This is a genomic window from Rhodospirillales bacterium, from assembly GCA_020638175.1.
Taxonomy (GTDB): Bacteria; Pseudomonadota; Alphaproteobacteria; order Micavibrionales; family Micavibrionaceae; genus JACKJA01.
In genome coordinates, this window is sequence record JACKJA010000002.1 from 568451 (window position 1) to 590452 (window position 22002).

General features: G+C 53.2%; 24 protein-coding genes and 1 tRNA gene. 8 read left to right on the forward strand and 17 right to left on the reverse strand.

Translation table 11 applies throughout. The annotated features are described in order from the left end of the window. Positions 1–36 precede the first annotated feature (36 nt). From H6868_02790 to H6868_02805, 4 genes are all read right to left on the reverse strand, one after another. Positions 37–2445, reverse strand: coding sequence for a phenylalanine--tRNA ligase subunit beta (locus H6868_02790; GenBank protein MCB9988244.1), 2409 nt, complete (start codon positions 2443–2445; stop codon positions 37–39). Positions 2446–2548: 103 nt separating this feature from the next. After that, a complete protein-coding gene (locus H6868_02795) occupies positions 2549–2983 on the reverse strand; it encodes a GNAT family N-acetyltransferase (GenBank protein MCB9988245.1) in 435 nt (144 codons plus the stop codon). Then, complete coding sequence (gene pheS / locus H6868_02800) at positions 2980–4074, reverse strand: phenylalanine--tRNA ligase subunit alpha (protein ID MCB9988246.1); 1095 nt, start codon at positions 4072–4074, stop codon at positions 2980–2982. The genes H6868_02795 and pheS overlap by 4 nt, the downstream gene beginning before the upstream one ends. 64 nt (positions 4075–4138) lie before the next feature. Next, positions 4139–4813, reverse strand: a complete 675-nt coding sequence (locus tag H6868_02805) for an HAD family hydrolase (GenBank protein ID MCB9988247.1) — start codon at positions 4811–4813, stop codon at positions 4139–4141. Between the two features lie 125 nt (positions 4814–4938). Here H6868_02805 and H6868_02810 point away from each other — a divergent pair, with 125 nt between their 5' ends. After that, positions 4939–5691, forward strand: a complete 753-nt coding sequence (locus H6868_02810; protein ID MCB9988248.1) for a phosphoglycerate mutase family protein — start codon at positions 4939–4941, stop codon at positions 5689–5691. 52 nt (positions 5692–5743) lie between these two features. Here the strand turns inward: H6868_02810 and rplT are convergent, their stop codons facing one another. Next, positions 5744–6109 carry a 50S ribosomal protein L20 gene (rplT, locus tag H6868_02815; GenBank protein MCB9988249.1) on the reverse strand — a complete coding sequence of 122 codons (366 nt, stop codon included), beginning with the start codon at positions 6107–6109 and terminating at the stop codon, positions 5744–5746. Beyond that, positions 6109–6351, reverse strand: a complete 243-nt coding sequence (gene rpmI / locus H6868_02820; GenBank protein ID MCB9988250.1) for a 50S ribosomal protein L35 — start codon at positions 6349–6351, stop codon at positions 6109–6111. The genes rplT and rpmI overlap by 1 nt, the downstream gene beginning before the upstream one ends. Positions 6352–6496: 145 nt before the next feature. Between rpmI and H6868_02825 the strand changes: the two genes are divergently transcribed. Further along, a complete protein-coding gene (locus H6868_02825) occupies positions 6497–6907 on the forward strand; it encodes a hypothetical protein (GenBank protein MCB9988251.1) in 411 nt (136 codons plus the stop codon). A 1-nt stretch (position 6908) separates the two neighbouring features. Here H6868_02825 and H6868_02830 read toward each other — a convergent pair whose 3' ends face one another. The 3 genes from H6868_02830 to H6868_02840 form a co-directional block, all read right to left on the reverse strand. Then, positions 6909–7682, reverse strand: a complete 774-nt coding sequence (locus tag H6868_02830) for an alpha/beta fold hydrolase (GenBank protein ID MCB9988252.1) — start codon at positions 7680–7682, stop codon at positions 6909–6911. A gap of 11 nt (positions 7683–7693) precedes the next feature. Beyond that, positions 7694–8188 (reverse strand): xanthine phosphoribosyltransferase, encoded by a 495-nt coding sequence (gene gpt, locus H6868_02835; protein ID MCB9988253.1) that lies wholly within the window; start codon positions 8186–8188, stop codon positions 7694–7696. A 141-nt stretch (positions 8189–8329) separates the two neighbouring features. Further along, on the reverse strand, positions 8330–8863 hold the full coding sequence (locus H6868_02840; protein MCB9988254.1) for a DUF4864 domain-containing protein: 534 nt from the start codon (positions 8861–8863) through the stop codon (positions 8330–8332). A 45-nt stretch (positions 8864–8908) separates the two neighbouring features. Here H6868_02840 and H6868_02845 point away from each other — a divergent pair, with 45 nt between their 5' ends. Then, entirely contained in the window at positions 8909–9670 is a 762-nt protein-coding gene (locus H6868_02845; protein ID MCB9988255.1) for a DUF1223 domain-containing protein, read from the forward strand. Between the two features lie 16 nt (positions 9671–9686). On the opposite strand, the gene polA is transcribed toward H6868_02845, so the two are convergent. Then, entirely contained in the window at positions 9687–12500 is a 2814-nt protein-coding gene (polA, locus tag H6868_02850; protein ID MCB9988256.1) for a DNA polymerase I, read from the reverse strand. A 53-nt stretch (positions 12501–12553) separates the two neighbouring features. On the opposite strand from polA, the gene H6868_02855 reads away from it, so the two are divergent. Together H6868_02855 and H6868_02860 are read left to right on the forward strand one after the other, a co-directional pair. Next, a complete protein-coding gene (locus H6868_02855; GenBank protein ID MCB9988257.1) occupies positions 12554–13423 on the forward strand; it encodes a prenyltransferase in 870 nt (289 codons plus the stop codon). 62 nt (positions 13424–13485) lie between these two features. Then, on the forward strand, positions 13486–14553 hold the full coding sequence (locus H6868_02860) for a pentapeptide repeat-containing protein (protein MCB9988258.1): 1068 nt from the start codon (positions 13486–13488) through the stop codon (positions 14551–14553). 20 nt (positions 14554–14573) lie between these two features. Here the strand turns inward: H6868_02860 and H6868_02865 are convergent, their stop codons facing one another. The 3 genes from H6868_02865 to rlmB form a co-directional block, all read right to left on the reverse strand. After that, on the reverse strand, positions 14574–15287 hold the full coding sequence (locus H6868_02865; protein MCB9988259.1) for a hypothetical protein: 714 nt from the start codon (positions 15285–15287) through the stop codon (positions 14574–14576). A 122-nt stretch (positions 15288–15409) separates the two neighbouring features. Then, the gene (locus H6868_02870; protein ID MCB9988260.1) at positions 15410–15991 is read right to left on the reverse strand and encodes a hypothetical protein; all 582 of its coding nucleotides are present in this window, start codon (positions 15989–15991) and stop codon (positions 15410–15412) included. A 12-nt stretch (positions 15992–16003) separates the two neighbouring features. Next, positions 16004–16810, reverse strand: a complete 807-nt coding sequence (gene rlmB / locus H6868_02875; GenBank protein ID MCB9988261.1) for a 23S rRNA (guanosine(2251)-2'-O)-methyltransferase RlmB — start codon at positions 16808–16810, stop codon at positions 16004–16006. 68 nt (positions 16811–16878) lie between these two features. On the opposite strand from rlmB, the gene H6868_02880 reads away from it, so the two are divergent. Further along, positions 16879–16964 (forward strand) — tRNA-Tyr (locus tag H6868_02880). Between the two features lie 293 nt (positions 16965–17257). Here H6868_02880 and H6868_02885 read toward each other — a convergent pair. The 4 genes from H6868_02885 to H6868_02900 all read right to left on the reverse strand — a co-directional run bounded on the left by H6868_02885 (position 17258) and on the right by H6868_02900 (position 20191). Further along, positions 17258–18007 (reverse strand): hypothetical protein, encoded by a 750-nt coding sequence (locus tag H6868_02885; protein MCB9988262.1) that lies wholly within the window; start codon positions 18005–18007, stop codon positions 17258–17260. A 3-nt stretch (positions 18008–18010) separates the two neighbouring features. After that, complete coding sequence (locus H6868_02890) at positions 18011–18493, reverse strand: hypothetical protein (protein MCB9988263.1); 483 nt, start codon at positions 18491–18493, stop codon at positions 18011–18013. Beyond that, positions 18490–19806, reverse strand: a complete 1317-nt coding sequence (locus tag H6868_02895; GenBank protein MCB9988264.1) for a ParB N-terminal domain-containing protein — start codon at positions 19804–19806, stop codon at positions 18490–18492. Before H6868_02895 ends, H6868_02890 begins: the two co-directional genes overlap by 4 nt. Before the next feature lie 211 nt (positions 19807–20017). Further along, positions 20018–20191, reverse strand: a complete 174-nt coding sequence (locus H6868_02900) for a hypothetical protein (GenBank protein ID MCB9988265.1) — start codon at positions 20189–20191, stop codon at positions 20018–20020. A 76-nt stretch (positions 20192–20267) separates the two neighbouring features. On the opposite strand from H6868_02900, the gene H6868_02905 reads away from it, so the two are divergent. Together H6868_02905 and H6868_02910 are read left to right on the forward strand one after the other, a co-directional pair. Then, positions 20268–20870 carry a hypothetical protein gene (locus tag H6868_02905; GenBank protein MCB9988266.1) on the forward strand — a complete coding sequence of 201 codons (603 nt, stop codon included), beginning with the start codon at positions 20268–20270 and terminating at the stop codon, positions 20868–20870. 171 nt (positions 20871–21041) lie between these two features. Further along, positions 21042–21758: a hypothetical protein gene (locus H6868_02910; protein ID MCB9988267.1), complete on the forward strand. Its 717-nt coding sequence runs from the start codon at positions 21042–21044 to the stop codon at positions 21756–21758. Positions 21759–22002: the final 244 nt, after the last annotated feature.

The following is a 22002-nucleotide window of genomic DNA, read 5'->3' on the forward strand; positions in this document are numbered from 1 at the left end:
GGTTTTCACCGCCTCGCAATGACGGAGCAAGCCCTGTCATCCCCGCAACACGCCGCCGGTTTTGGCGGCCACGGCGTCGATGATTTTCTTTGATACGCCGTCAATGTCATCTTCGGTCAGGGTCGCATCCACAGGCTGAAGCGTTACGTTGAGCGCCACGGATTTCTTGCCTTCATCCACGCCCTTGCCTTGATAAACATCGAAAACTTCGATAGCGGCAATCAGCTTTTTATCGGCGGCACTCGCCGCGCGGATCAGGTCGCCGGCTTCAATGGCTTCATCGACGATAAAGGCAAAATCGCGGTTCACAGGCTGGAAGCTTGAAAGGTCGAGCAGCTTGCGCGCCTTGCCGGATTTACGGGTTTCGGGGATGTTATCGAGGAAGATTTCAAACCCGACAACCGGGCCTTTGACTCCCATTTCCTCAAGCAGAGCCGGGTGGATTTCCCCGAACTGCGCCAGTACGTTCTTCCCTAGGCGCAGAGCGCCGCTCCGCCCCGGATGATACCAGTCCGGCGCATCGCGCGTAACTTGCAGGTTCGCGGCGGGCGCCCCGGCGGTTTCCAATGCGGCAAGCGCGTCGGCCTTGGCGTCAAACGCATCGGCCGGGCGGCTGGCTTCTGCGCCGCTCCAGTGCCGCGGCCCTTTCGCGCCTTTACGAACCCCGGCAGCAATCAACACTTGTCCGTCGGGTTTGGCTGTGTGGAATGCCGGACCGACCTCGAACAGAGCACTCTCCGGATAACCGCGCGCGGCGCAGCGTCCGGCGGCCTCAATCAGGTTTGGCAGCGGTGTCGGGCGCATTTGCGATAGCTCGGCGCTGATCGGGTTTTTGATCTTGAGCGTTTTTGCCGCTTGGTAATCATTGGCACCAAACATCTCCGCCCAGTCTTCCCGCATGAACGACCATGTCACGCATTCATTCATGCCGCGGGCGGCCAGCGCGGCGCGGGCCTGGCGGGCACGGGTGCGCGCGGTCGTCTCGGCGGGCTGCGTAATCGCAAACGGCTTGGTCACGGATGTTGCCGGTAGCTTGTCATAGCCGACGATCCGAGCTACTTCCTCAACGATATCGGCCTTGCCGTCTACATCACCGCGCCATGACGGCGGCTGGACTTCCCATTTGTCACCGATCCCGGCAATCGCAAAACCCAGTGATTCCAAAATGCGGGTTTGTTCCTTGTCATCGACGGCGATCCCGGTCAGTTTTTCACAGTAAGCCGGGTCGTAATCAATCATGCGCTGCCATGAGGGCTCGGTTCCCGCATGAACGACTTCACTGGCCTCGCCCCCGCACAAATCAAGGATCATCCGCGTGGCAATTTCGGTGGCTGCGGGCAGGAATGCGGGATCGACGCCGCGCTCAAACCGGTAGCGCGCATCACTGACGATGCCTGTATCGCGGCCAGTCCGGGCGATGCGCGCCGGGTCGAAATAGGCAATCTCAAGGAAAACATCGGTGGTATCAAGGCTGCATCCGCTGTGCAGACCGCCCATCACACCGCCAATGGCGTGAACGGCTTTTTCATCACACACCAGCGTCATGCCGTCTTTGAGGGTGTATTCTTCTTCATCCAGCGCCGTGAATTTTTCGCCATCTTTGGCCGCCCGGACGGTAATATTACCGGACAGTTTCGATACGTCGAATACGTGCAGCGGGCGCCCCAGATCATAGGAAACATAATTGGTGATATCGACCAGCGCCGATTTTGGATTCATGCCAATGGCTTTCAGACGGCGCTGCAGCCAATCGGGTGACGGGGCATTTTTAACACCCTTGATATAACGCCCGAGAAATTGCGGACAGCCGGCGGTATCCTCAATCGAAACGCTGATCGGTGATTTGGTGTGACCATGAACGGCGCTATCGTCGATATTTTTGAGCGTCCCCAGTCCCGCCGCCGCCAGATCGCGGGCAATGCCGCGCACACCTGTGCAATCGGCGCGGTTGGGCGTGACGTTGATCTCGATCACGGGATCATTCAGGCCAAAAACCTCGGCCATCGGCGTGCCGATGTCCCATTTGGCGTCAACTTCGATAATGCCTTTATGCTCGTCGGACAGTTCGAGTTCGCGTTCCGAAGCCATCATCCCGCAGGACTCAACCCCGCGGATCACGCCTTTTTTTAGCTCCATATTTTCAAGGCCCGGAATGATCGCGCCAACCGGAGCAAAAATGCCCTTCATGTCCGCGCGGGCATTGGGCGCCCCGCAAACGACCTGCAGGCTTTCGTTTTCGGTTTTAACGCGCAAGACTTGCAGACGATCAGCATCCGGATGCCGTGCGGCGCTTTCGACATAAGCGACCTTAAACGGTGCATATTTGGCGGCGGGGTCTTCGATCCCTTCGACCTCCAGCCCGACTGCCGTCAATGCTTCGGCAATCTGTTCCAGTGTTGCGTCCGTTTCCAGATGATCTTTCAACCAGCTCAGTGTGAATTTCATTACATTTTCCTCTGTCATCCTGAGCGTTAGCGAAGGATCTCTGTCTCAGGATCATATGAGATTCTTCGATCGTTATCACTCTCTCAGAATGACAACTTTTTGATTATTGTAACGGCAATACATGTAAGCTGAAATTCAGCTTTATGCCAAGGGTTTTGTAGAGATTTTGAGCGGCTTCATTGGTGCCGTCAGCCAGCCAGTAAATCCGGGCCCAGTCTTCCCGCCGCCCGATCCGGGCCAGTTCGTTGACCAGTGCGCGGGCCATGCCCCGCCGGCGATGATCCGGGTCTACGAATAAATCCTGCATATAGCAAACCGGACGGATATTGCCCGTCGTCGGATGTAAAACATAGTGCATAATCGCAGCCGGAATGCCGTTATCATCGCGTGCGCACAGGCCGTAAACTGGCTGGTTGTCATCCATTAACCGTTCCCAGGTGACCGCTGTGGCGTCGACAGGGCACTGGCCCTTGTTATTGGCATCCCATAGCGGCAGCCAGGCAGCGTAATCGTCAGGACAAAGGCGCTCGATTCTCATGACTGCGTAGCGCGGTTCGGACGTTCCAGCGGGTTGAAGCCGTAATGATCGAGCCAGCGAACGTCGGAATCGAAAAAGGTTCGTAAATCAGGAATGCCGTATTTTAACATCGCCATCCGGTCGATCCCCATGCCAAAGGCAAAGCCCTGATATTCATCCGGGTCAATACCGCAGTTCTTCAGGACATTCGGATGGACCATGCCGCAGCCCAGAATCTCCATCCAGCTATCTCCACCACCGATTTTCAGGCCGCCGCCTTCGCGGGAACAACCGATATCAACCTCGGCCCCCGGCTCAACGAACGGGAAGAAAGAAGGCCGGAACCGCATCGGCAGCTCATCGACTTCAAAATAGGCTTTCAGGAAATCGTGAAGACAACCCTTCAGGTGCCCCATATGGATATCTTTATCAATCACCAGTCCTTCGATCTGGTGGAACATCGGCGTGTGAGTCATATCGGAATCGCAGCGATAAGTGCGGCCCATGCAAATAATCCGGCAGGGCGCACCTTTTTCCAGCATATGCCGGATCTGCACGGAAGATGTATGTGTCCGCAGGACTTTGATGCGGTGTTCTTCGCTGGCTTCTTCATCGTCCGGCATAAAGAACGTATCGTGCATTTCGCGGGCCGGGTGTCCTGCCGGAAAATTCAGAGATGTGAAATTGTACCAGTCGCTTTCAATGTCCGGCCCCTCGGCCACTTCAAATCCCATATCGGCGAAGATTGTGGTGAGTTCCTCTATCGTTTGGCTGACCGGGTGGATGGTGCCTTTTTTCTCAGGCCGGGCCGACAGGGTAATATCGATTTGTTCGCGGGCCAGACGGGCGTCCAGCTCTTGCTTTTTCAAGGCCGCTTCCTGTTTTTCGATCAGGGCGGCAATATCGTCCTTCAGGGTGTTAAGCGCCGGCCCCATGGTTTTGCGCTCTTCCGGGTCCATGGCGCCCAGCCCCTTCATCAGCTCGGTCACCCGGCCTTTCTTGCCCAGCGCCGTCACCCGCGCGTCGTCGAGAGCCTGTAGATCGTTGGCCGCCTCGATCAGAGAGGTCAGCTCATCCTTTAATGCAGTAATTGTCTGTGTCATATCTGTCATGGTTTCGTTAGCTTTATATTGCCTGAAAAGCCTTTTTAGCACCGGATTTGCTCAAGGTTAAGCTTTAAATTGACCAGATTTCCGCCAACGTCGTTTTAACGCCGGGCAAATCATGAACAACATAATCCGGATTGCATTTTTTCAGGCGCTCTTCGCTGACCACGCCGCCGGTAATCGAAAACGTTGTCAGCCCCAGATGATTGCCGATTTCGGGTTCTTCTTCGGAATCGCCGATGATAAAGGCTTTGTCCGGGGAAAAACCATGCTTGTTCATATAAACTTCCAGCCGTTCTTGCTTGTCCATGCCGCTGATAAAGGAGGCATCATATTGATCCCGTCCGGAAACGCCGTGAAACATGCTCTCGATCTGGAAACGGCGCAGCTGGATATCTATGTTCTCCCGGAGGTGATTGCTGAGGAGCAGGCAGTGAACGTCATGCTCGTTCAGCCAGAGCAGAAGATCGAGAGCGCCGTCCTTTAGGCGGCAATCCAATGCTCCTTTCTCATAGCATTCAAGAAAAGTCAGGGCGGCTTCTTCGTGCCGGGACAGGTACTCATCCACCCCGATCCCCAGCGCCACGTAGCCATGTAAAATCGGCATTGTAAAATGATCCCGCAGCGTTTCAGCATCAATGGCGGGCCGCCCAAAAAGGGATATAGAGGCATTTGTTCCATCAAGCATCGGTTCGAAATCGTCGAACAGTGTGCAGTTCCAGTCAAAAACAGCGAGATGAGTCATGGGATCCTTTCACAATAGGCGCTTTATACTAAACACCCATGTCAGGAAAAACGAGAGCAAATTCTTGCATGGCGACTGGAAACAGGATATCGGTTTATGGATAATAAACATATTAAGGCAGAGATATGCGGATTTTTCTTGCACGCCACGGTTATTCCGAAGGCAATGACAATCTTGATAATTATAAGTTACGCAGTGATGCCCGGATTTCATTGATGGACAAAGGCTGGCAACAGGCTTTTAGCGCCGGGGAGTTTATCAGAAATTATTGTGAGGAACACGATATCCCGCCGCCGCGCCTTTGGATGAGCCCCTTTCAACGTACGCGCGAAACAACAAGCGGCATAATATATGGTGCGAATGGTTTTTTTCAGGAAAGACCGCGCGTTGAAGAATCACTGACCGAAATGGATTTCGGGGATTTTTCAGCTTATCATTCGGATCAGGAACGCCGTGAAAAAATGCCGTGGGTCGCCGAGGCATTCGACCGGGCCCGCAGGGAAGACCGTTTTTACGCCCGCCCGCCGCGCGGGGAAAGCCCGTATTTGGTCCAAAGGCGGGTGGAACCGTTCATTGATACAATTTTTCGTGATAAAGCCGAAGGCGTTGATACGCATTTGGGGGTAACGCACGGCGTTACGCTGCGGGTTCTTGCTATGTCTTTCATGCATATTGATCCGCTACGCTACAAAAAATTCCCAAACCCGGAAAATGGATCTGTTTACCTGATCGCCGGAGACAGAAACGAAGGTTACAGCCTCAAGCAGATATATAATGGAGAGCGGGCCATAGCCGTAGATATCGACTGGAGTCGAAAGTTAAAGGCCGGAGAGGCTATCTTACCTGAAGTCCCCGAACATCTGCGTTTCAGACCATAAAAAAAGCAGCCCTATGACAGGCTGCTTTTTCACTCAATCTTTTAATCGCTGCTTATGCTGCTTTTTTCAGGGCATCGGCGGCTTGTTGGGCCAGCGCCGCAAAGTCTTTTTCGCTGTCGATCGCAATCGCCGACAGGACTTTACGGTCCAGCTCGATCCCGGCCAGTTTAAGGCCGTGCATGAACTGGCTGTAGGTCAAACCGTTCAGGCGTGCACCGGCATTAATACGCTGGATCCACAAGCTGCGGAAATCGCGCTTTTTACGGCGACGGTGAGCATAGGCATATTGCCCGGCTTTTTCGACCGCTTGCACAGCTGTACGGAAACAATTTTTACGGCGGCCGTAGTAACCCTTGGCGGCCTTAATCACTTTACGGTGACGGGCGTGGGCGCGTGGCCCCCCTTTTGTCCGTGCCATTAGTTGCTCCCTTCTACAGCTTTAACCGCTGCTTTTTTCTTGCGGGCGTAGGGCAGGAAACTGCGCAGAACAATGCGCGCATCTGCCTTGCACAGGGTCGTTGTCCCCTTGGCTTTCCGCTTCATGTTTTTGGATTTGTTCATCATCATGTGGCTTGTAAAGGCCTGTTTGGCTTTTACCTTGCCGGATGCGGTGATTTTGAATCGCTTCTTCGCACCGCTTTTGGTTTTCATCTTCGGCATTTTCTACTCCTTAAAAAGTGGTCTTATACAAGACAACCGAGGCATGCCGTTTTAGCCAGGCTGTCATTTGAATGGGGCTTTATACACAGGATTATCATGGAAACGCAAGAGAAAATAATATTGCCAAACCAAACGCTTTTGTTATATGACAACTACCATGTATCCTTTTGCAGACATATACTGTCAATCATTGGAAGATGTAACCCCGGTCCAAAGCGGGCGGCTGATTATTGCCTGGTCGATTTGTAACGATCCGGGGCGCGATTTAATGGGCCCCCATGAAAAAAGAGCGAGGGATCTTCTGGAGAACACAGATGGTCTTGGCCTTTATCTTGAGGCAAAAAATGAAGCGCGTTTGAGGGATGTGACCGCAGAGTTTAACAACCATAACGACGATGCGTTACTCATCGGGTTTCCGGGGTCCGATTGGCGGGTGATGGTCGGTGATCTAATTAGCGGAACGGATTATCTCGTAGAGCAAAGGCACATCAGCCGGCCTTTCGCCAATAAAATGGTCAGCCATTTTCTAAAGGTTATAGCGCCGTACAAACCATGAGCTAGCTATACGTCTTTAAAAACTGCTCAACATGATGAAAAATCATCCGCCGCTCCCCGATCAGCGGCAGGCCATGTTCTCCCTTTTCGTAAGACGTAATATCCACGCGCCGGGATTTTTGGGTATGGCGGCGGAGCAGATCAAGCTGCGTGATTGGCGCGGCGGTATCCGCATCGCCATGCTGGATCAGGATCGGCGCCCGGATTTTTTCCAGAAAAGGCGCGATAGTCGTGGTTAAAAGCTCGTTCAAAAGCGGCAACCCGACTTTGTAGCCTTCCATCGTGATAGATTGATTCTGACGGCTAACGGGTGTTTGCACGGCATCGAAAAAATCCCGGAAGACGGTCTTGCGGAAGTCGAGCAGCGGCCACAGCATAACAAGCCCCTTGAGGTTTTCGTCGGCATTCATCAAGGCGATGGCCGCCCCCAGCCCTTCGCCGATATAAAAGAATTTGTGATAGCCCTGTTTTTTGGCCCAGTTCAAAACCGTCTGGAAATCCTGACGGGCGGCGGTCAGGGTGAAATCTTCCGACTGGCCATCACTATCGCCGCATCCGCGAAAATCGAAGCAAAGCGTATCAATCTTGCGATTGTGACAGATATTCTCCAGATCGGCGAAGATATGGCCGTGACATTCGATATGACCGCCCGGAAACCCGTGGGCTAAAATGGCCAGCGTCTTGTCTGCCGGGTCTTTTGTCGCGGTATGGGGGGCGACCGTGTAACGGCTGAAAAGCCTTTGTCCGATACCGACGGGAATGAATTGTTCACTCATGGGTTTCTTGTCTAGTAAGGCTCGAAATGGTCGGCGGAAAATCCGGCTTTCAGCTCCCAGGGAAAATTAATCCAGACATGCTGTTCATAGGCGCGGATATAGGTATCGGCGTGTGGTTGCCCCATCGGTTTGACATACAGGCAGGCATAATGGGCTGCGGGCAACATTTTACGAACCTCTTCAAAGGTCTTGCCAGTGTCTGACAAGTCATCAACCACCAGCCATCCTTCACCGTCGCCAATGTGTTCGACAGCTTTTAATACTTCCAGTTTTTCCTGATCCTGATGGTCATAGCTGGCCATGCACAGCGTTTCGATCATTTTATTGTCGAGTGCGCGGGCCATCAACGAAACGGGGGCCAGCCCGCCGCGGGTGATCGCGATAATGCCGTGCCATTCCCGGTCGTTCAGCTTGGCGGCCAGCGCGTCGCAGTCCTTATGGATTTCTGCCCATTCCAGAACAACTTCTTCCGGCTGGATTTCTTCGGTGGGGTCAGGGTTGGTCATGACATATCCTTTTCGTTTTTTAAGCTGTGCCACATGGTTTTTTCAGAAACAGCTAAATCAGGTATAAACGTTTCCAGACCTCTTGGCAAAGCAAAGAGGATCAAAAATATACCTGCGCTCTGTATAGGAAAAGGGTGTTTTCTAAATGGCGAGGGCTTCATCATCCAGAATCGTAAAGGAATCAATGAGAAGCCGTCCATCGCTCTGGCGCTCGATCCGGTAGAGAACAGTCAGGGCGTCCCCGTCTTCATCGAAGATTTCGACCGTTTGCAGTGAATCGCCGTCGCCCTTGTGACTGTGCAGGACGTGGAGGCTTTCGGAATTATATAAAGGCCGGTATTCAAAGCGCAGCGTTCCCAGAAAATCGTTGGCGCTTTCAAAGGCTTCGTGAGAGCGCGCAGTCATCAGCGCAAAGGCTTGTTCCGCGTTGCGCGCGCGGATGGCGGCCAGTTGCTGGTGGATCAGCCGCAAGGCGTCTTCTTCCGGGTCTTCGGTCGGAATTTCGGTGTTTTGCTGATGGGGCAGGCCGCGGCCCTCGGCCCGGACATTGGGCGGCATGGCCAGAACCAGTGCAAAAACCGCCACCCATACGCAAAGCGCCGCCACTGTCCAGAAAACAGATGAAAAGGCATGAAAGCGTATGACTTGCTTTCCTGTATCCGGTATGCTCTTCATAATTTCAAGTAAACCCGTTTCAATAATTTACATATTGATTATAAAATGCAGAAACTTAATCAGCGCTTAACGGCTTTATTCGCGGCTTTTCTTTTTCTGGCGTCCGGCGCCGCTTCTTTTGCGCAATCTGAAGACGCGGCGATTACGGTTTCGGACAAGGCGCCTGTCGTTATCGAGCTGTTTTCATCACAGGCGTGCGTTTTCTGTCCGCAGGCCGACCGGCTGTTTGCGGATCTGGTGCGGCAAAACGATGTGATCGGGCTGGCCTGTCACATTGACTATTTCGATGTGACGAAAGGCTCGTTAGCCCGCCCGTTTTGTACCACGCGCCAGAATGATTACATGCAGGCTTTGCGCGCCGGGCCAAACTATACGCCGCAGATTGTCGTGAATGGCCGGATTGATGCGGTCGGCTATAAGATGAAGGAAGTTGCTACAGCTTTAAAGGACCAGCAGGGAAAAGAACCTGTGGCGTTATCCATCGTCAAAACGGCGCAACCCGGCGTTTTCAAGGTGGTTTTACCGGCGCTGGGTGTCACCTTGTCCCAGCCCCTGCATTTATGGATGGCGGTGTACGACCGTCCGCACCAGATCACGGTGGCCGAGGGCCAAAACCGCGGTCAGGTTATGGAGTATCTCAACGTGGTCAGCACACTGGTTGATCTTGGCGAATGGGATGGCCGTGAAGGCGGGAAAATTGTCCAGCCGATGTTCAAGGATACGAACGCAGGTTTCGTTGTGTTGGCTCAGGACAGCGGCCCTGACGGTATCATGGCCGCCGGACAATATGCGCGCCCCGCGCCATAGATCGTTCCAGAAAAAGTTAATGCGCCAGCGCCCAGTTATCGCCGTGTCCGGCTTCGGCCTCCAGCGGCACGCCCACATCGGCAACGTTTTCCATGATATCCCGGACGAGGGTGGCTGTTTTATCCAGCTCGTCATGCGGCACTTCAAATATCAGCTCGTCATGGACCTGTAACAGCATCCGGGCTTTTAATCCGGCATTTTTCAAAGCGTCCGGCATTTTGACCATTGCCATTTTCATGATGTCGGCGGCGGTGCCCTGCAGCGGCGCGTTAATCGCTTGCCGCTCGGCCGCCGCCCGGATCGCGCCGTTCTTGTCGTTAATACCGCGGATCACACATTTGCGGCCGTACAGCGTGCGAACAAACCCGTTTTTACGCGCTTCGTCCTTGGCGGCTTCCATGAAATCCTGAATCTCGTTGAACTGGGAAAGATACGTGCGGATGAACGCATTGGCGTCTGCGGGCTCGCAGCCGAGCTGTTTGGCCAGCCCCCAGCCGGAAATACCGTATATAATTCCGAAATTGACGGCCTTGGCCTGCCGCCGCAGCTCCGGCGTGACGTTTTCCAACGGCACGCCAAACACGCGGCTGGCCGTCAGGGCATGAATATCAACATCATTGCGGAACGCTTCCTTGAGAGCCCCCACATTGGCCAGCGCCGCCGCCAGCCGTAATTCGACTTGCGAATAGTCAACGGACAGCAAGGTGCATCCCGGCTCGGCAATGAACGCTTCCCGGATTTTACGGCCTTCTTCGGTCCGTATCGGTATGTTTTGCAGGTTCGGATCGGACGATGCGAGACGTCCCGTATTGGTTCCTGTCAGGTGGAAAGATGTATGAATACGGCCGGTTGCGGGGTTGATTTGCTCCGGCAAGGCATCGGTATAGGTCGATTTCAGTTTCGAAAGCTGCCGCCAGTCGAGAATTTTCTGGACGATCTCATGCCCCTGCAAGGCCAGCGTTTCAAGAATGGCCGCATTAGTCGACCACGCCCCCGTTTTGGTTTTCTTGCCGCCGTCCAGCCCCATATCACCGAACAGCACATCGCCGACCTGCGCGGGTGATCCAACATTGAACGGATGACCGGCTATTTTGTGAATGTCTTCTTCCAGTGTCATCAGGCGCTTGCTGAAATCGGAAGACAGCTCTTTCAACTTGGCCGGATCAACCCGGATCCCGGCCCTCTCCATGTCAGCAATCACAGGGATCAGCGGCCGTTCGATATCTTCATAGATGGTCGCCATTTTCTCCTGCGCCAGCCGGGGCTTGAGAACATACCACAGCCGCAGGGTAATTTCGGCATCCTCGGCGGCGTAGTCTAGCGCCTTGTCCATCGGCACTTCCGCAAAACCGATCTGGCTTTTGCCCTTGCCGCAGACCTCTTCGTATTTGATGGTTGTATGACCGCACAGCAGTTCGGAGAGCTCATCCATGCCGTGTCCGTGCGCCGAGCCGTCAAGCACATAAGACAAAAGCATCGTGTCATCGCACGGCGCCGGGCGGATGCCGTGTGCCGCGAACATCTGGAAATCGTATTTCATGTTATGCCCGATTTTCAGGACACTTTCGTCTTCCAGCAACGGTTTAAGCAAGGCGATAACCTTGTCCAGCGGGATTTGCTTGATGTCGCCAGCGTTATCTACCGGTTCGGGAGCGGCAAACAGGTCGGTCGGCGCTTCCGTTTTTACACCGTGCCCGATCGGGATATAAGCTGCCTTGCCGAGCGCGGAAGCCATAGAAATACCGACCAGTTCGGCCCGGGCCGGGGTCAGGCCGGTGGTTTCGGTGTCTATGGCCAGAACACCACTCTCATAAGCGGCGGCAATCCAGTCTTTGAGCGTATTTTCATCGGTAATCAGGGTATATTCGTTTTGCTTCGGTGCGGGCAATCCCTTCTTGTTATCCTGCGCCGTGGGCGAAGAATCTGAAGGCTTGCCGCCCGGCGTGCCCGCGCCGTTATTTTCCAGCCGGGCCAGAACGGACTTGAACCCCTGTTTCTTCACAAATTCAATCAATTTAGGTGTGTGCGGATCGCGGGCTTTGAGGTCGTCCAGCGCAACCGGCACCGGCGCATCGGGTGCCAGCCGGACAAGCTGCCGGGAAATCCGGGCCATATCGGCGTTTTCAATCAGCTTTTCCCGGCGCTTGGGTTGCTTGATCTCTGCGGCGCGGGACAGCAACCCTTCCAGATCGCCATATTCATTGATAAGCTCTGCCGCTGTTTTAATGCCAATCCCCGGCACGCCAGGCACGTTATCTGTGGAATCCCCGGCCAGCGCCTGCACATCGACAACCTTGTCAGGCATCACGCCAAATTTCTCGACAACTTCGGCAGGACCGATTTTGCGCTGTTTCATGGGATCGAGCATAGAAACGTCGTCATCGACGAGCTGCATTAAATCCTTGTCCGAAGACACGATCACAACTTGCTTCCCGGCTTCCTTGGCCAGCCGCGCATAGGTTGCGATCAAATCGTCGGCTTCATAGCCTTCCAGCTCAATCGCCGGGATGTCGAACGCTTCGGTTGCTTCGCGGATCAGGCCGAATTGCGGAATTAAATCCTCTGGCGGGTCTTCGCGATTGGCTTTGTAGTCCGGGTAAATATCGTTGCGGAAATTAGCGCGCTTCGCATCAAAAATCACAGCGATCGAGGGTGCATGCTCGTCCGTCAAAAGCTTGAGCAGCATATTGGTAAAGCCCAGCACAGCCCCGACCGGCGTGCCTTCCGGGTTGGTCAGATTCTGGGGCAGGGCGAAATAAGCCCGGAAAATATACCCGGACCCGTCGACCAGATAGAGCGTGTCATTATCAGTTGTCATGATCGTCAACATGCCGCATGGTACGGGGGAAGTCTAGACCTGATTCCAAACGATCAAGAAGAGATATGTCTGCCCTCATCGGTATCATCCGCCCCCCGTTTTTATTGCTGGTCCCGGCCTGTGTCGCGGTCGGGGTGGCCGTGGCTCACGAAAAAGCCGGCGCATTTGACGGATCGTTACTGGCCATCATCCTGATCGGGGCGCTGTGTGCGCATGCGGCGGTCAATGCTCTGAACGAGGTCTGCGATTTCAAAAACGGTCTCGATCTGAACACGGATAAAACACCATTCAGCGGCGGCAGCGGTACACTTCCGGCCCATCCCGATTTACTGCCCGCCGCGCAAAAACTGGCGGCGGGGTTGTTGGCCGTCACGATCCTGACAGGTCTGGTCTTGCTGTATAAAACGGGTTGGCCGCTTTTGTGGGCCGGGTTGCCGGGCGTCCTGATTGTCGCGGCCTATGGGCCGTGGCTGGTGTTCCGCCCGATCCTGACCCTGATCGCGCCCGGCGCGGGGTTTGGGCTGGCGATGATTATGGGCACGGAATACGTGCTCAGCGGCTCCTATTCATGGTCCGGGCTGGCGGCGGCCCTGCCGGTCTTTTTCCTGACCAACAACCTGCTGCTTATCAACCAGCTTCCGGATATTGCCGCCGACCGCGCCGCCGGCCGCAAAAACATCCCGATCCTGTGGGGCGAAAAGAAAGCTGTGCTGCTGGCCGCCCTGTTCTACGCAGGGGCATATGGCGCCATGGTTTTCGCTGTATCCATGGGGGTTTTGCCGCTTTTCGTGTTCTCCGGCCTTTTGACCATGCCGCTCGCCGTCATTGTTATCATCCGCCTGTGGCAATCCGGCCCAGTTATCCCGGCGATGGCCCTGAACGTAGCGGTAACTCTCCTGACCCCCGTGTTGATGGCGGCGGGGCTATTCCTGTAGCTATAAACCTTATGTTAACCCCGGAAACCTTATAATAAGGGCGAAAACCGGGAGTAGGCATAATGGCATCAAATGACGCGGCAATTGAGGCACTCAATAAAGGCACCAAAGCGTGGCAGGACTACGTTGCGCAAAATGGTGTGCCTGAAAGCCTGAGCGGCAGTATAAATGGCGCCAATCTGAAAGGGGCCGATCTTTCGGGAATTAAAGCCGGTCCCGGCGGTTTGCAATTTAACAATGTTGATATGAGCGATGCCAAATTAAGCGGCTTGTCCGGTTCGGTTCATATCAGTTTTTCGAATCTTGATAACGCAGATTTAAGCGGTTCCGGTACCAATCTCTCTGATATGCACATCAAAGACAGTACAGCAAGAGGGGCAAATCTCTCTGGGGCTAAACTGGGAACAATGCAAATCGAAAAAACCAATATGTCCGGTGCCGATTTATCGAACACGCACGCCTTACCCGTCGGTGGGGGGACCGCACTGAATATCATTGGCGGCAGTAATTTGTCCGGGGCTAATCTAGAGCGGGCACAATGGCCGGGAGCCAACATCGAACATACCGATTTGTCTGGCGCCAAGGCCGCTAACATCAATCTTGAAAAGGCCGACATTGAAAGCGCTGATTTGAGAGGTGCGGATTTATCGAATGCGAACATGAAAGGCGTTGAAGCGTCCTATTCCAAACTCTCCGGTGCGAATATGACCGGGGTCGACGCTAACAGCGCCGAGCCGGGGATGACACAAGCCAACTTCTATGCGGCCAAAATGGACGGGGCCGATCTGAAAGGAGCAGATTTACGGGGCGCGCATTTGAACCATACGCATTTTGAAAATGCGGATTTACGGGGATCGGATATGACAGGCGCAAACCTACTGCGAGCAAAGATGGAAGGTGCTCAAACCGATGGAACCCGCTTTTCTCCCTCATCGCAGGCAGAAGAGCCGGCCAGCCGCCTGACCGCTGCCGAAGGAGATAATAGTCTGGGCAAAGGAATCAGCAGTGAAGGTTTAAAAAGCCCCACGGCTGCTTTCAATCCCGCCGCCGCCGGAGTTGAGCCCGTCGATCCTGTCATGGTGCCGACACCCGCCGGACCCGCCGTATCAACGCAGGACTTCACAGTATAGCAATACAATACACGGTTTAGTTAAAAGTCGAGCGATGATTCAGGATGCTGTTCCGGCACGGAGGGTGCAGGGTTGTCCGGTGTAAATGCGGGGCTCATCGCCCGGTCCGCCGTTTGTTCCATATAACCAATTCTATCCTTATACTGACCAATCAGGCCGACAGCCTCGTTTGCCCGGTCGACTCTCTCCGGATAATCGCTATTCAGGTCATGACGAAAAGTGGTTTCGGCATCGTCCAGGTGCTCTTTCAGATATTGGAGATTAAGATTGGTTCCCGGTGAACGAAAGCGAGCAGCAATTTCCGGGGTTTGTTCATATCCTTCTTTCATTAGCACATTCAGTTGCGCATAACGGGTTTCCTGGGTGTGATGGTCGATAAGATGTTGAAGATCGGCTGTTCTCGATGTTGCCGCCGCCGGGTCAATTTCTTCGTCTCTGATTTTATTGATCATATCCACTCTGGGTTTATGCAGCGTTTCAATGCTTTTTTCCATTTCATTCCGTGCAGCCTGTTCGGCAGGGCTCATATTCATCGTGGCGCGTAGCTGGTCGTTATGGGTTTTCCACTGATCGAAGGACTGGTTTTCCCGGCCATCGCCGGGCACATAGACATAGTGACGGTCATTGTCCAGCAAGGGCTGCCATTTATTGTAAATGTTGTGCTCTTCGTCAATGCCGTCATAATAGCGCGGGGCCTCCGCAGCATTGCGTAGTACGTCAGATAAATTGCCCATGGCTCTCCTCTGGGGCGCAAGGTGCCCCCCGATAATCTCATCATAGTCTAGTGCCGCTTTATGAAAAAAGCCTTAAGCCGCCTCATAAAAACCGGAGAACGTGAAAGGGAATATTGGCAGCCCTACCGCTGGCAATGACCGTGATTGCCCAGACTCAGGTTAAGCATTCCTGTGGAGCCATTCAGCATTTTACTGTCATCCGCGATCAGAGCCTCGCGTTTATCAATGATTTTCAGAGATCCGCAATAACCAACCACGGCGTTGGCTGTCCGGCGATCAAGATTGTGTTGTAAACGTCTCAGTTCTTCGTCCAGTTTCGGATCCCGGTCGATCAGCGCCGCCGGTTTTTCTGCGGCCGGGGTGCGTATATCCAGGAATTTCCGGTTATTTTCGGCAACGCGCTCTTTTTTCTTGATGATGGTACACATTCTTTCAAGAGACTGTGGGCCCATGCCGGGCGCCGCCATGAGTGTCCGGTATTTTTCATCAATCTTTTCCTGATCCATGTCCAGACGCTGCTGGCCCGCGGCGTTCATCTGGCCGATCTCGACATCGTATTGCCGTATGACGCATGTGCAGTCCATCGGCCAGCGGTCCTGATTTTTCTGGCAAAAATCCAGAACATCCTGTTTTTGTTTTTCCGATGCGTGCGCAGGGGAAAACGCCAGAACAAGAATAGCAAACATCAGAAACAAATAGTTCATCGTCATATCTCCTTAAACAGACAGCGCGTAAAGGGCCACCGCCGCCGCATTCGACACATTGATGCTCGGCATCGGACCGTTCATCGGCAGGCGTGCCAGCGTATCGCACTGTTCCTTTACCAGCCGCCGCAGTCCCGGCCCTTCCGCGCCCAGCACCAGCACGCATTTGTCAGGAACGCTCAGGCCGGCAATGTCTTCGCCGCGCTCATCCAGCCCGATCACGAAAAAACCGTTTTCCTGCAGCGTTTCCAAAGAGCGCGTCAGGTTGGTCTCATAGGCCACCGGCACATGTTCGACCGCGCCGCAGGCCGTCTTGGCCAGAACCCCGGAAAGTTCCGGCGCGTGCTTTTTCTGCATAATCATGCCCGCCGCGCCAAAGGCGCAGGCTGAGCGCAAAATCGCGCCGACATTATGCGGGTCGGTCACCTGATCAAGCATTAGCAAAACCGTTTTCGGCTGCCCGCCCGCCCGGATAATCAGATCGTTCAGGAATGTTTCTTCCAGCGGCGGACAGTCCAAGGCGATGCCCTGATGCACGGCCCCCTTGGGCAGGGCATGGTCAAGCGCCGCTTTATCGACAATCATCGGCGGCGGCCGTTTGACTGGCGCGCTCTGGGAAAAATCCTTCAGGGCGCTTTCCGTGATGTACAGCGCCCGGACATCCCGGTCCGGGTTCAGCCACGCGGCCTGAACGGCGTGCGAACCCCACAAATCCGCCTTGATAGAGGATTTTGTATGGGGCCGCGCAGGGGGCTTGTGATGCGGTTTTTGCCCCGGTTTGTTTCTAGGCTGTGGATGTTTTTTCATGTTCACATACATGTCACACTTGACACGCAAAGCAAAATCCTTTTTGTTACCCCGCACGACTATCGGCGCAAGCCGGATGTGGAGGAGTGGCAGAGCGGTCAATTGCACCTGACTGTAAATCAGGCGACTTCGGTCTACGGTGGTTCAAATCCATCCTCCTCCACCATCTAGTCTTTATTTCAGGATACCGTAGAGAATTTTCGCTGCAAACCCCGCACTCCGCGGGGTTTTGTGTATTTGTACTTCCCGGTGTACTCAGAGAATTTCGTTTTTCCGGCCAAAATCGCCATTTTTCTCTGCGGGCACTTCTCGAGTGTACCGGGATCTCAAATTCCCTGTTAAACAGGGAATTATCAGGGAAATTTTTTGTTTTCCATGCATCCTCAACAGAGAAACACCAGAGAATCTCTGGCATGCGCTATGACCAGCGGTCAAAATAACAGGGAATGTGCAGGGAATTTATGCGGCCATCAGGGTATCGAAACTGGCCATGATGATTTTCCGAACGCCGCCTTTTGTCAGCCCTTCGCGATCGGCAATCTCTTTCATCGATATGCCGGCGAAATGTTCATCGCGCCAGACGATCCCGCGAACCAGATTTCTGAGTTGCTGGGGTGGCAGGTCGAAAGGGTCCGTATCATCTGTTTCCGGTTTCAGGATAATGGCACCCTTGTATGACCGGCGGGTTGTGAAGGGGGTGGCAATCGTGAAATCTTTCTGTTTGGCTGCCGGGATGGTCAGGTGCAGGGTGTCGTTCAAATACGCAATCATCTCTGGCAAATTGATGACGATATCAAGGGCATCCGGCTGGACGGTGATCCGCGAAACCCCGGCCCGGATCTTCGTGTGCGGGAAAAGTTCCCTGTACCATGCAGATTCGAGGACTTGCCGAAAGGCAAGAGTGTGTTCGGTCGCCAGATCTGCTCCGTAACTTGCAACGATGATCTTTTTGTCTGGAAAATGACCGAGGATCCATGCTGTGAGGGCGACCGAGACGGTAATGGATTTGAGGTAACGGGGAGGGATGGTAATCAGAAGGCGTTTGATGTCACCATTCGTACATTGTTCCAGCATCAGGCACATGACCTGAAGATATTCTCCGGCTGTGAGTCTTTTGTTTCCATTAAGTTCTTCAAACACTTTGCACACGAAACTGAAAAATTCGGTCCGTAAAAGGCTCAACAGAACCTGTTTATCAGTGTAGGTCATAATTTAATTCCCCTCTGTGTTGTTACTGGCTATTCTTGCGCTGTAGCTGTTCAGGATTTCTTGGTCGCCTGCTGTTAGTTCCGTCGATGTTTGCTGGTTTTTGGCCATGAAATCTTCAACATCTGCATCCATACTCTTGAGCATTTCCATCGCTTTGCGGTCTCCTTTCATGGCCGCCGCTATGAGTGCCATGACAAGAGCACGGCGGGTTGTAACGGTCCGTCGTCGCCCGTTTTGCTGGATCGATATCTGTTCATCCAGTATTTCCCGGGCAATTGTTTTAAAATTCTCTGAGCGCGGCGGCCGTCCTTTGGGGTTACCTGACTCTCCCGGTTTGAACTGGTTTTTTACAGGGGGTTTCCCGTACCCGACCTCATAGTCAGCCGGTAGATCATCAGGCTCCGGATCAAGGGGGATGATCCGGGATGTGCCATCGGGCCGCCGGTCACGGAGTATGCGTTGAGGTTTTTCATCATTTTTGCTCATGATCGGGCCTCCCTCGTTTGATTCCATGATTTGCCGGTTTCGGCGTGTATGGCCTGCTGGCCGGTCATGTCCTGCCACCGGCGGATGATGGTGTCGCAGTAGGACGGATCAATTTCGATCAGGCGAGCAACACGGCCGGTTTTTTCGGCCGCTATCAGGGTCGTACCTGACCCACCGAAAGGATCCAGAACGATGTCGTTCCGGCGGGAGCAATCAAGGAGCGCATCGGCAACCATGGCAACCGGTTTAACGGTCGGGTGCATGGACAGCTCATCCATCCGGCCGGCTTTCAGGGTGTTAACGCCGGGATATTCCCAGACATTGGTCCGGTAGCGTCCGTGTTTGCCGAGCTGGATGTTGTTGATGTGCGGGGCCTGGCCGTTTTTGAAGATAAAGATCAGTTCATGACGCGAGCGGTAGAAAGAGCCCATACCGCCGTTATCCTTGACCCAGACACAGAGATTTTTGAGATCATACCCGGCCTGTGCCCCGGCTTCGATGATTTCCCCGATATGCCGCCAGTCCATGCATTGAAAGTGTATGGAGCCGTCTTCCGACCAGTCTATCAGGTGGCCGAAAGTGGTTGTCAGGAACCCGGTGAATTCCTCACCGGACATTTCGCCGGAGGCCATGGCAAACTCGTTGTGCTTTACAGTTCCTTTGCCGCAGACATGGCCGGCGACCCGGACATTGTAAGGGGCATCACAGAAGACCACTTGGGCTTTTTCACCATCCATCAGGACGCTGTAGCTTTCAGGTTGAAGGCTGTCGCCACAATAAAGCCGGTGTATGCCCAGTTTCCAGAGATCATCTTTCCGTACAACCGGCGGGCCATCGCTCTCTTCGGGCAGTTCATCAGCAGGGTCCTCCTGTGGCCCGGCATCGCCCATGATGATGTCGATTTCCGCGGTTTCAAAACCGGTAATCTCGAGATCTAATCCCGGATCCATCTCGATAATAGCGGCGAATTCGATGGCGAGCAGGTCATTGTTCCAACCAGCTTCTTCAGCCAGCCGGTTGTCGGCGATGATATAGGCCCGTTTTTCCGCTTCGCTCAAATGGTCAATGCATATGACCGGGATATTCTTGATGCCGAGGGTAAGGGCTGCTGCGACACGGCCGTGCCCGGCAATAATGCTGTTGTTGCTATCGGCAAGAACGGTGCCGATAAACCCGAACCGGCGAATACTGTCGGCAATCTGTTCTATCTGACGCTTTGAGTGCGTGCGCGCGTTGTTTGGATGAGGCCTGAGTTGTTCAGGCGGGATATATTCTATTTTTATATTAGAGGGGAGATATGAATTTTTAGACATAGCTGTCTCCGTTCGTTTGAAAATTCGAAACAATCCCCGGGCCAAGAAGGCACGGAGGGCCATTTTCAGAATTTCCAGACGCCTAACTAACTATGTCTGAATACCTGTATGTAAGAGCACTATAAATGAAGTCGGACTAGATTTCAAGTGATTGATATAGTGTACCAATTCTTTGTTAAGTATACTTCTCGTGACTATATTTTCTATTGCTCTAGTTCATTTTAAAATCAATCAGTTCCCACTCACCATTGCTGTATTTGGATTTGCACATGTACGGCATGCGGAGCATGGCACCAAAACTGTTCTGGGCATCGACGTAGGAATTGACGGTCACATATCGTGTACCCTCATAACGGCTGGCCGTTACATGCTTGCTGTAATCCATGGGGAATTTTGCCGTTCGTGGCGCTTTCAGGTAAGCCTCTACCAGGAGCTTGCACCTGACGTATCCATCAAGAGGGGTGCCTTCGCCATCACGACTGCCAGAAGAACTGGAAGTCGCAGAATACAACGGTATGACAGATATTGGGGTATTACCGTATCTCGATTATCTGGCGGACAACATTGATTTCAACGTTAACGACCCCAATTTCAGTCTCGCAAAATTTGAAGAATTTTTGGCCGGTTATAAAACAGCAGCGCAGTTAGAGAGCGAATTCAAGCTGGGCAGCATTGATAATCTCCTCACTCAACCCGGGAATGAATGGATGCAGGACAGGAAGATGACCCTGTCCGACGGGACGCAGTTATTCAATTTCAAAGATGGCGATCAGATTATTTTGCCGGAAGATCCCTCAATTCCTGAAGGAGCTGTAGCTGTAAGAGGAATTGGACTCAGTTTCGTCGATGAGATAACTCCTCATTATATGCGATATTGGTTTATTGATGAAAATGGTAATAATTTAGGTGACGTACCAGCTTACTTCTTCGATTCTCAAAATGTATCTGTTTTGGGTTCTGGGGATGTTGCATGGTCCCAAAACTCTGACGGGTCTTTTAGTCCGCAAACGGAACAGTCTGTCGAACAATCGCGGGCATTGACCGCCAAGGCGATGGTCATCTGATGATGAAGAGAAAGGGAAGATTGAAACATGATAATCAGGAAGACAATCATAAGTTTTAATTTGTGCCCTACTTATAACAAATGATCAAGACTTGTTTTTAAATTTTTTATGTGCAGGAGTCATACATAGTCATAAAGCGCAAGAACAGAAGCCAAGGAAGGGACAATCGCCATGAAAAAGTTTTTGGCCATCGCAGGACTCATCATCCTCACCGGCGCGGCTGTGGCCTATGCCATGGGCGAGACTGCCGGCAATAAATCCTACAGCTGGCGCTACAAAATGACTGTCACCGTCGAAACGCCGGAGGGGCTCAAGAGCGGATCGGCGGTGCGGCAAATTGATATAAAGATAGAACCGCGTCCAGGTTATAGACCACACCCATACTATGCCTCACACAAAATGAAGGGAGAAGCCGTCGTTGTTGACCTTGGTAAGCGCGGCCTATTATTCGCCATCACGTCTTCCGATTCCTATCCGGAAGTAACAGATACATTTAAGGGCCCGTCACTTTTCACTATCGAAGGCGGCGAGTATTACAGCAAGCTCAAAGGCGTTAAAGCTCCGGTATTGCCAAAGGATATGCCGTGGATGGTGCATTTTACTGATCTAAACAATCCCCTGACTGTAGAAATCGTCAAGGGCAACGTCTTTGATATCAAACAGCAAAAAGGTGTCCCAGTAGATGATTTCGAACGAGTTTTCGGCGAGGGCGTAAAACTTCATAGCGTGACAGTGGAGATGACAGACGAGCCCGTCACATGGGGTATTGAACAAGTCTTGCCGTGGCTAAGCGAACTTAAGGGTGGTTACTTGGATGGCGGCTTTACATCAAGGAATGCGCCATACGGACTCTATGGTGGCAATTTTACAATGGGAGAAAAACAATGAATCCTGATCTGATGAAAGCCATTCTGGCGATGGACTCGTATAACCGCGGATATAATGCCGGGATCAAATTTGGCACTATGCCGGGTAACAATTCCGTCGATAAACGCGTAAGCCCCGCCCACCGCGGCGCTTCCCGAATGCCTTCAGTTCGAAGGACAGCAGAGAATACTTTCTCATCTTCATTTCTCACCTTTTTCTCTAGCCCTTGTTTTTCAGTCCTTTGGGCAGGTGAAAATACGATAAC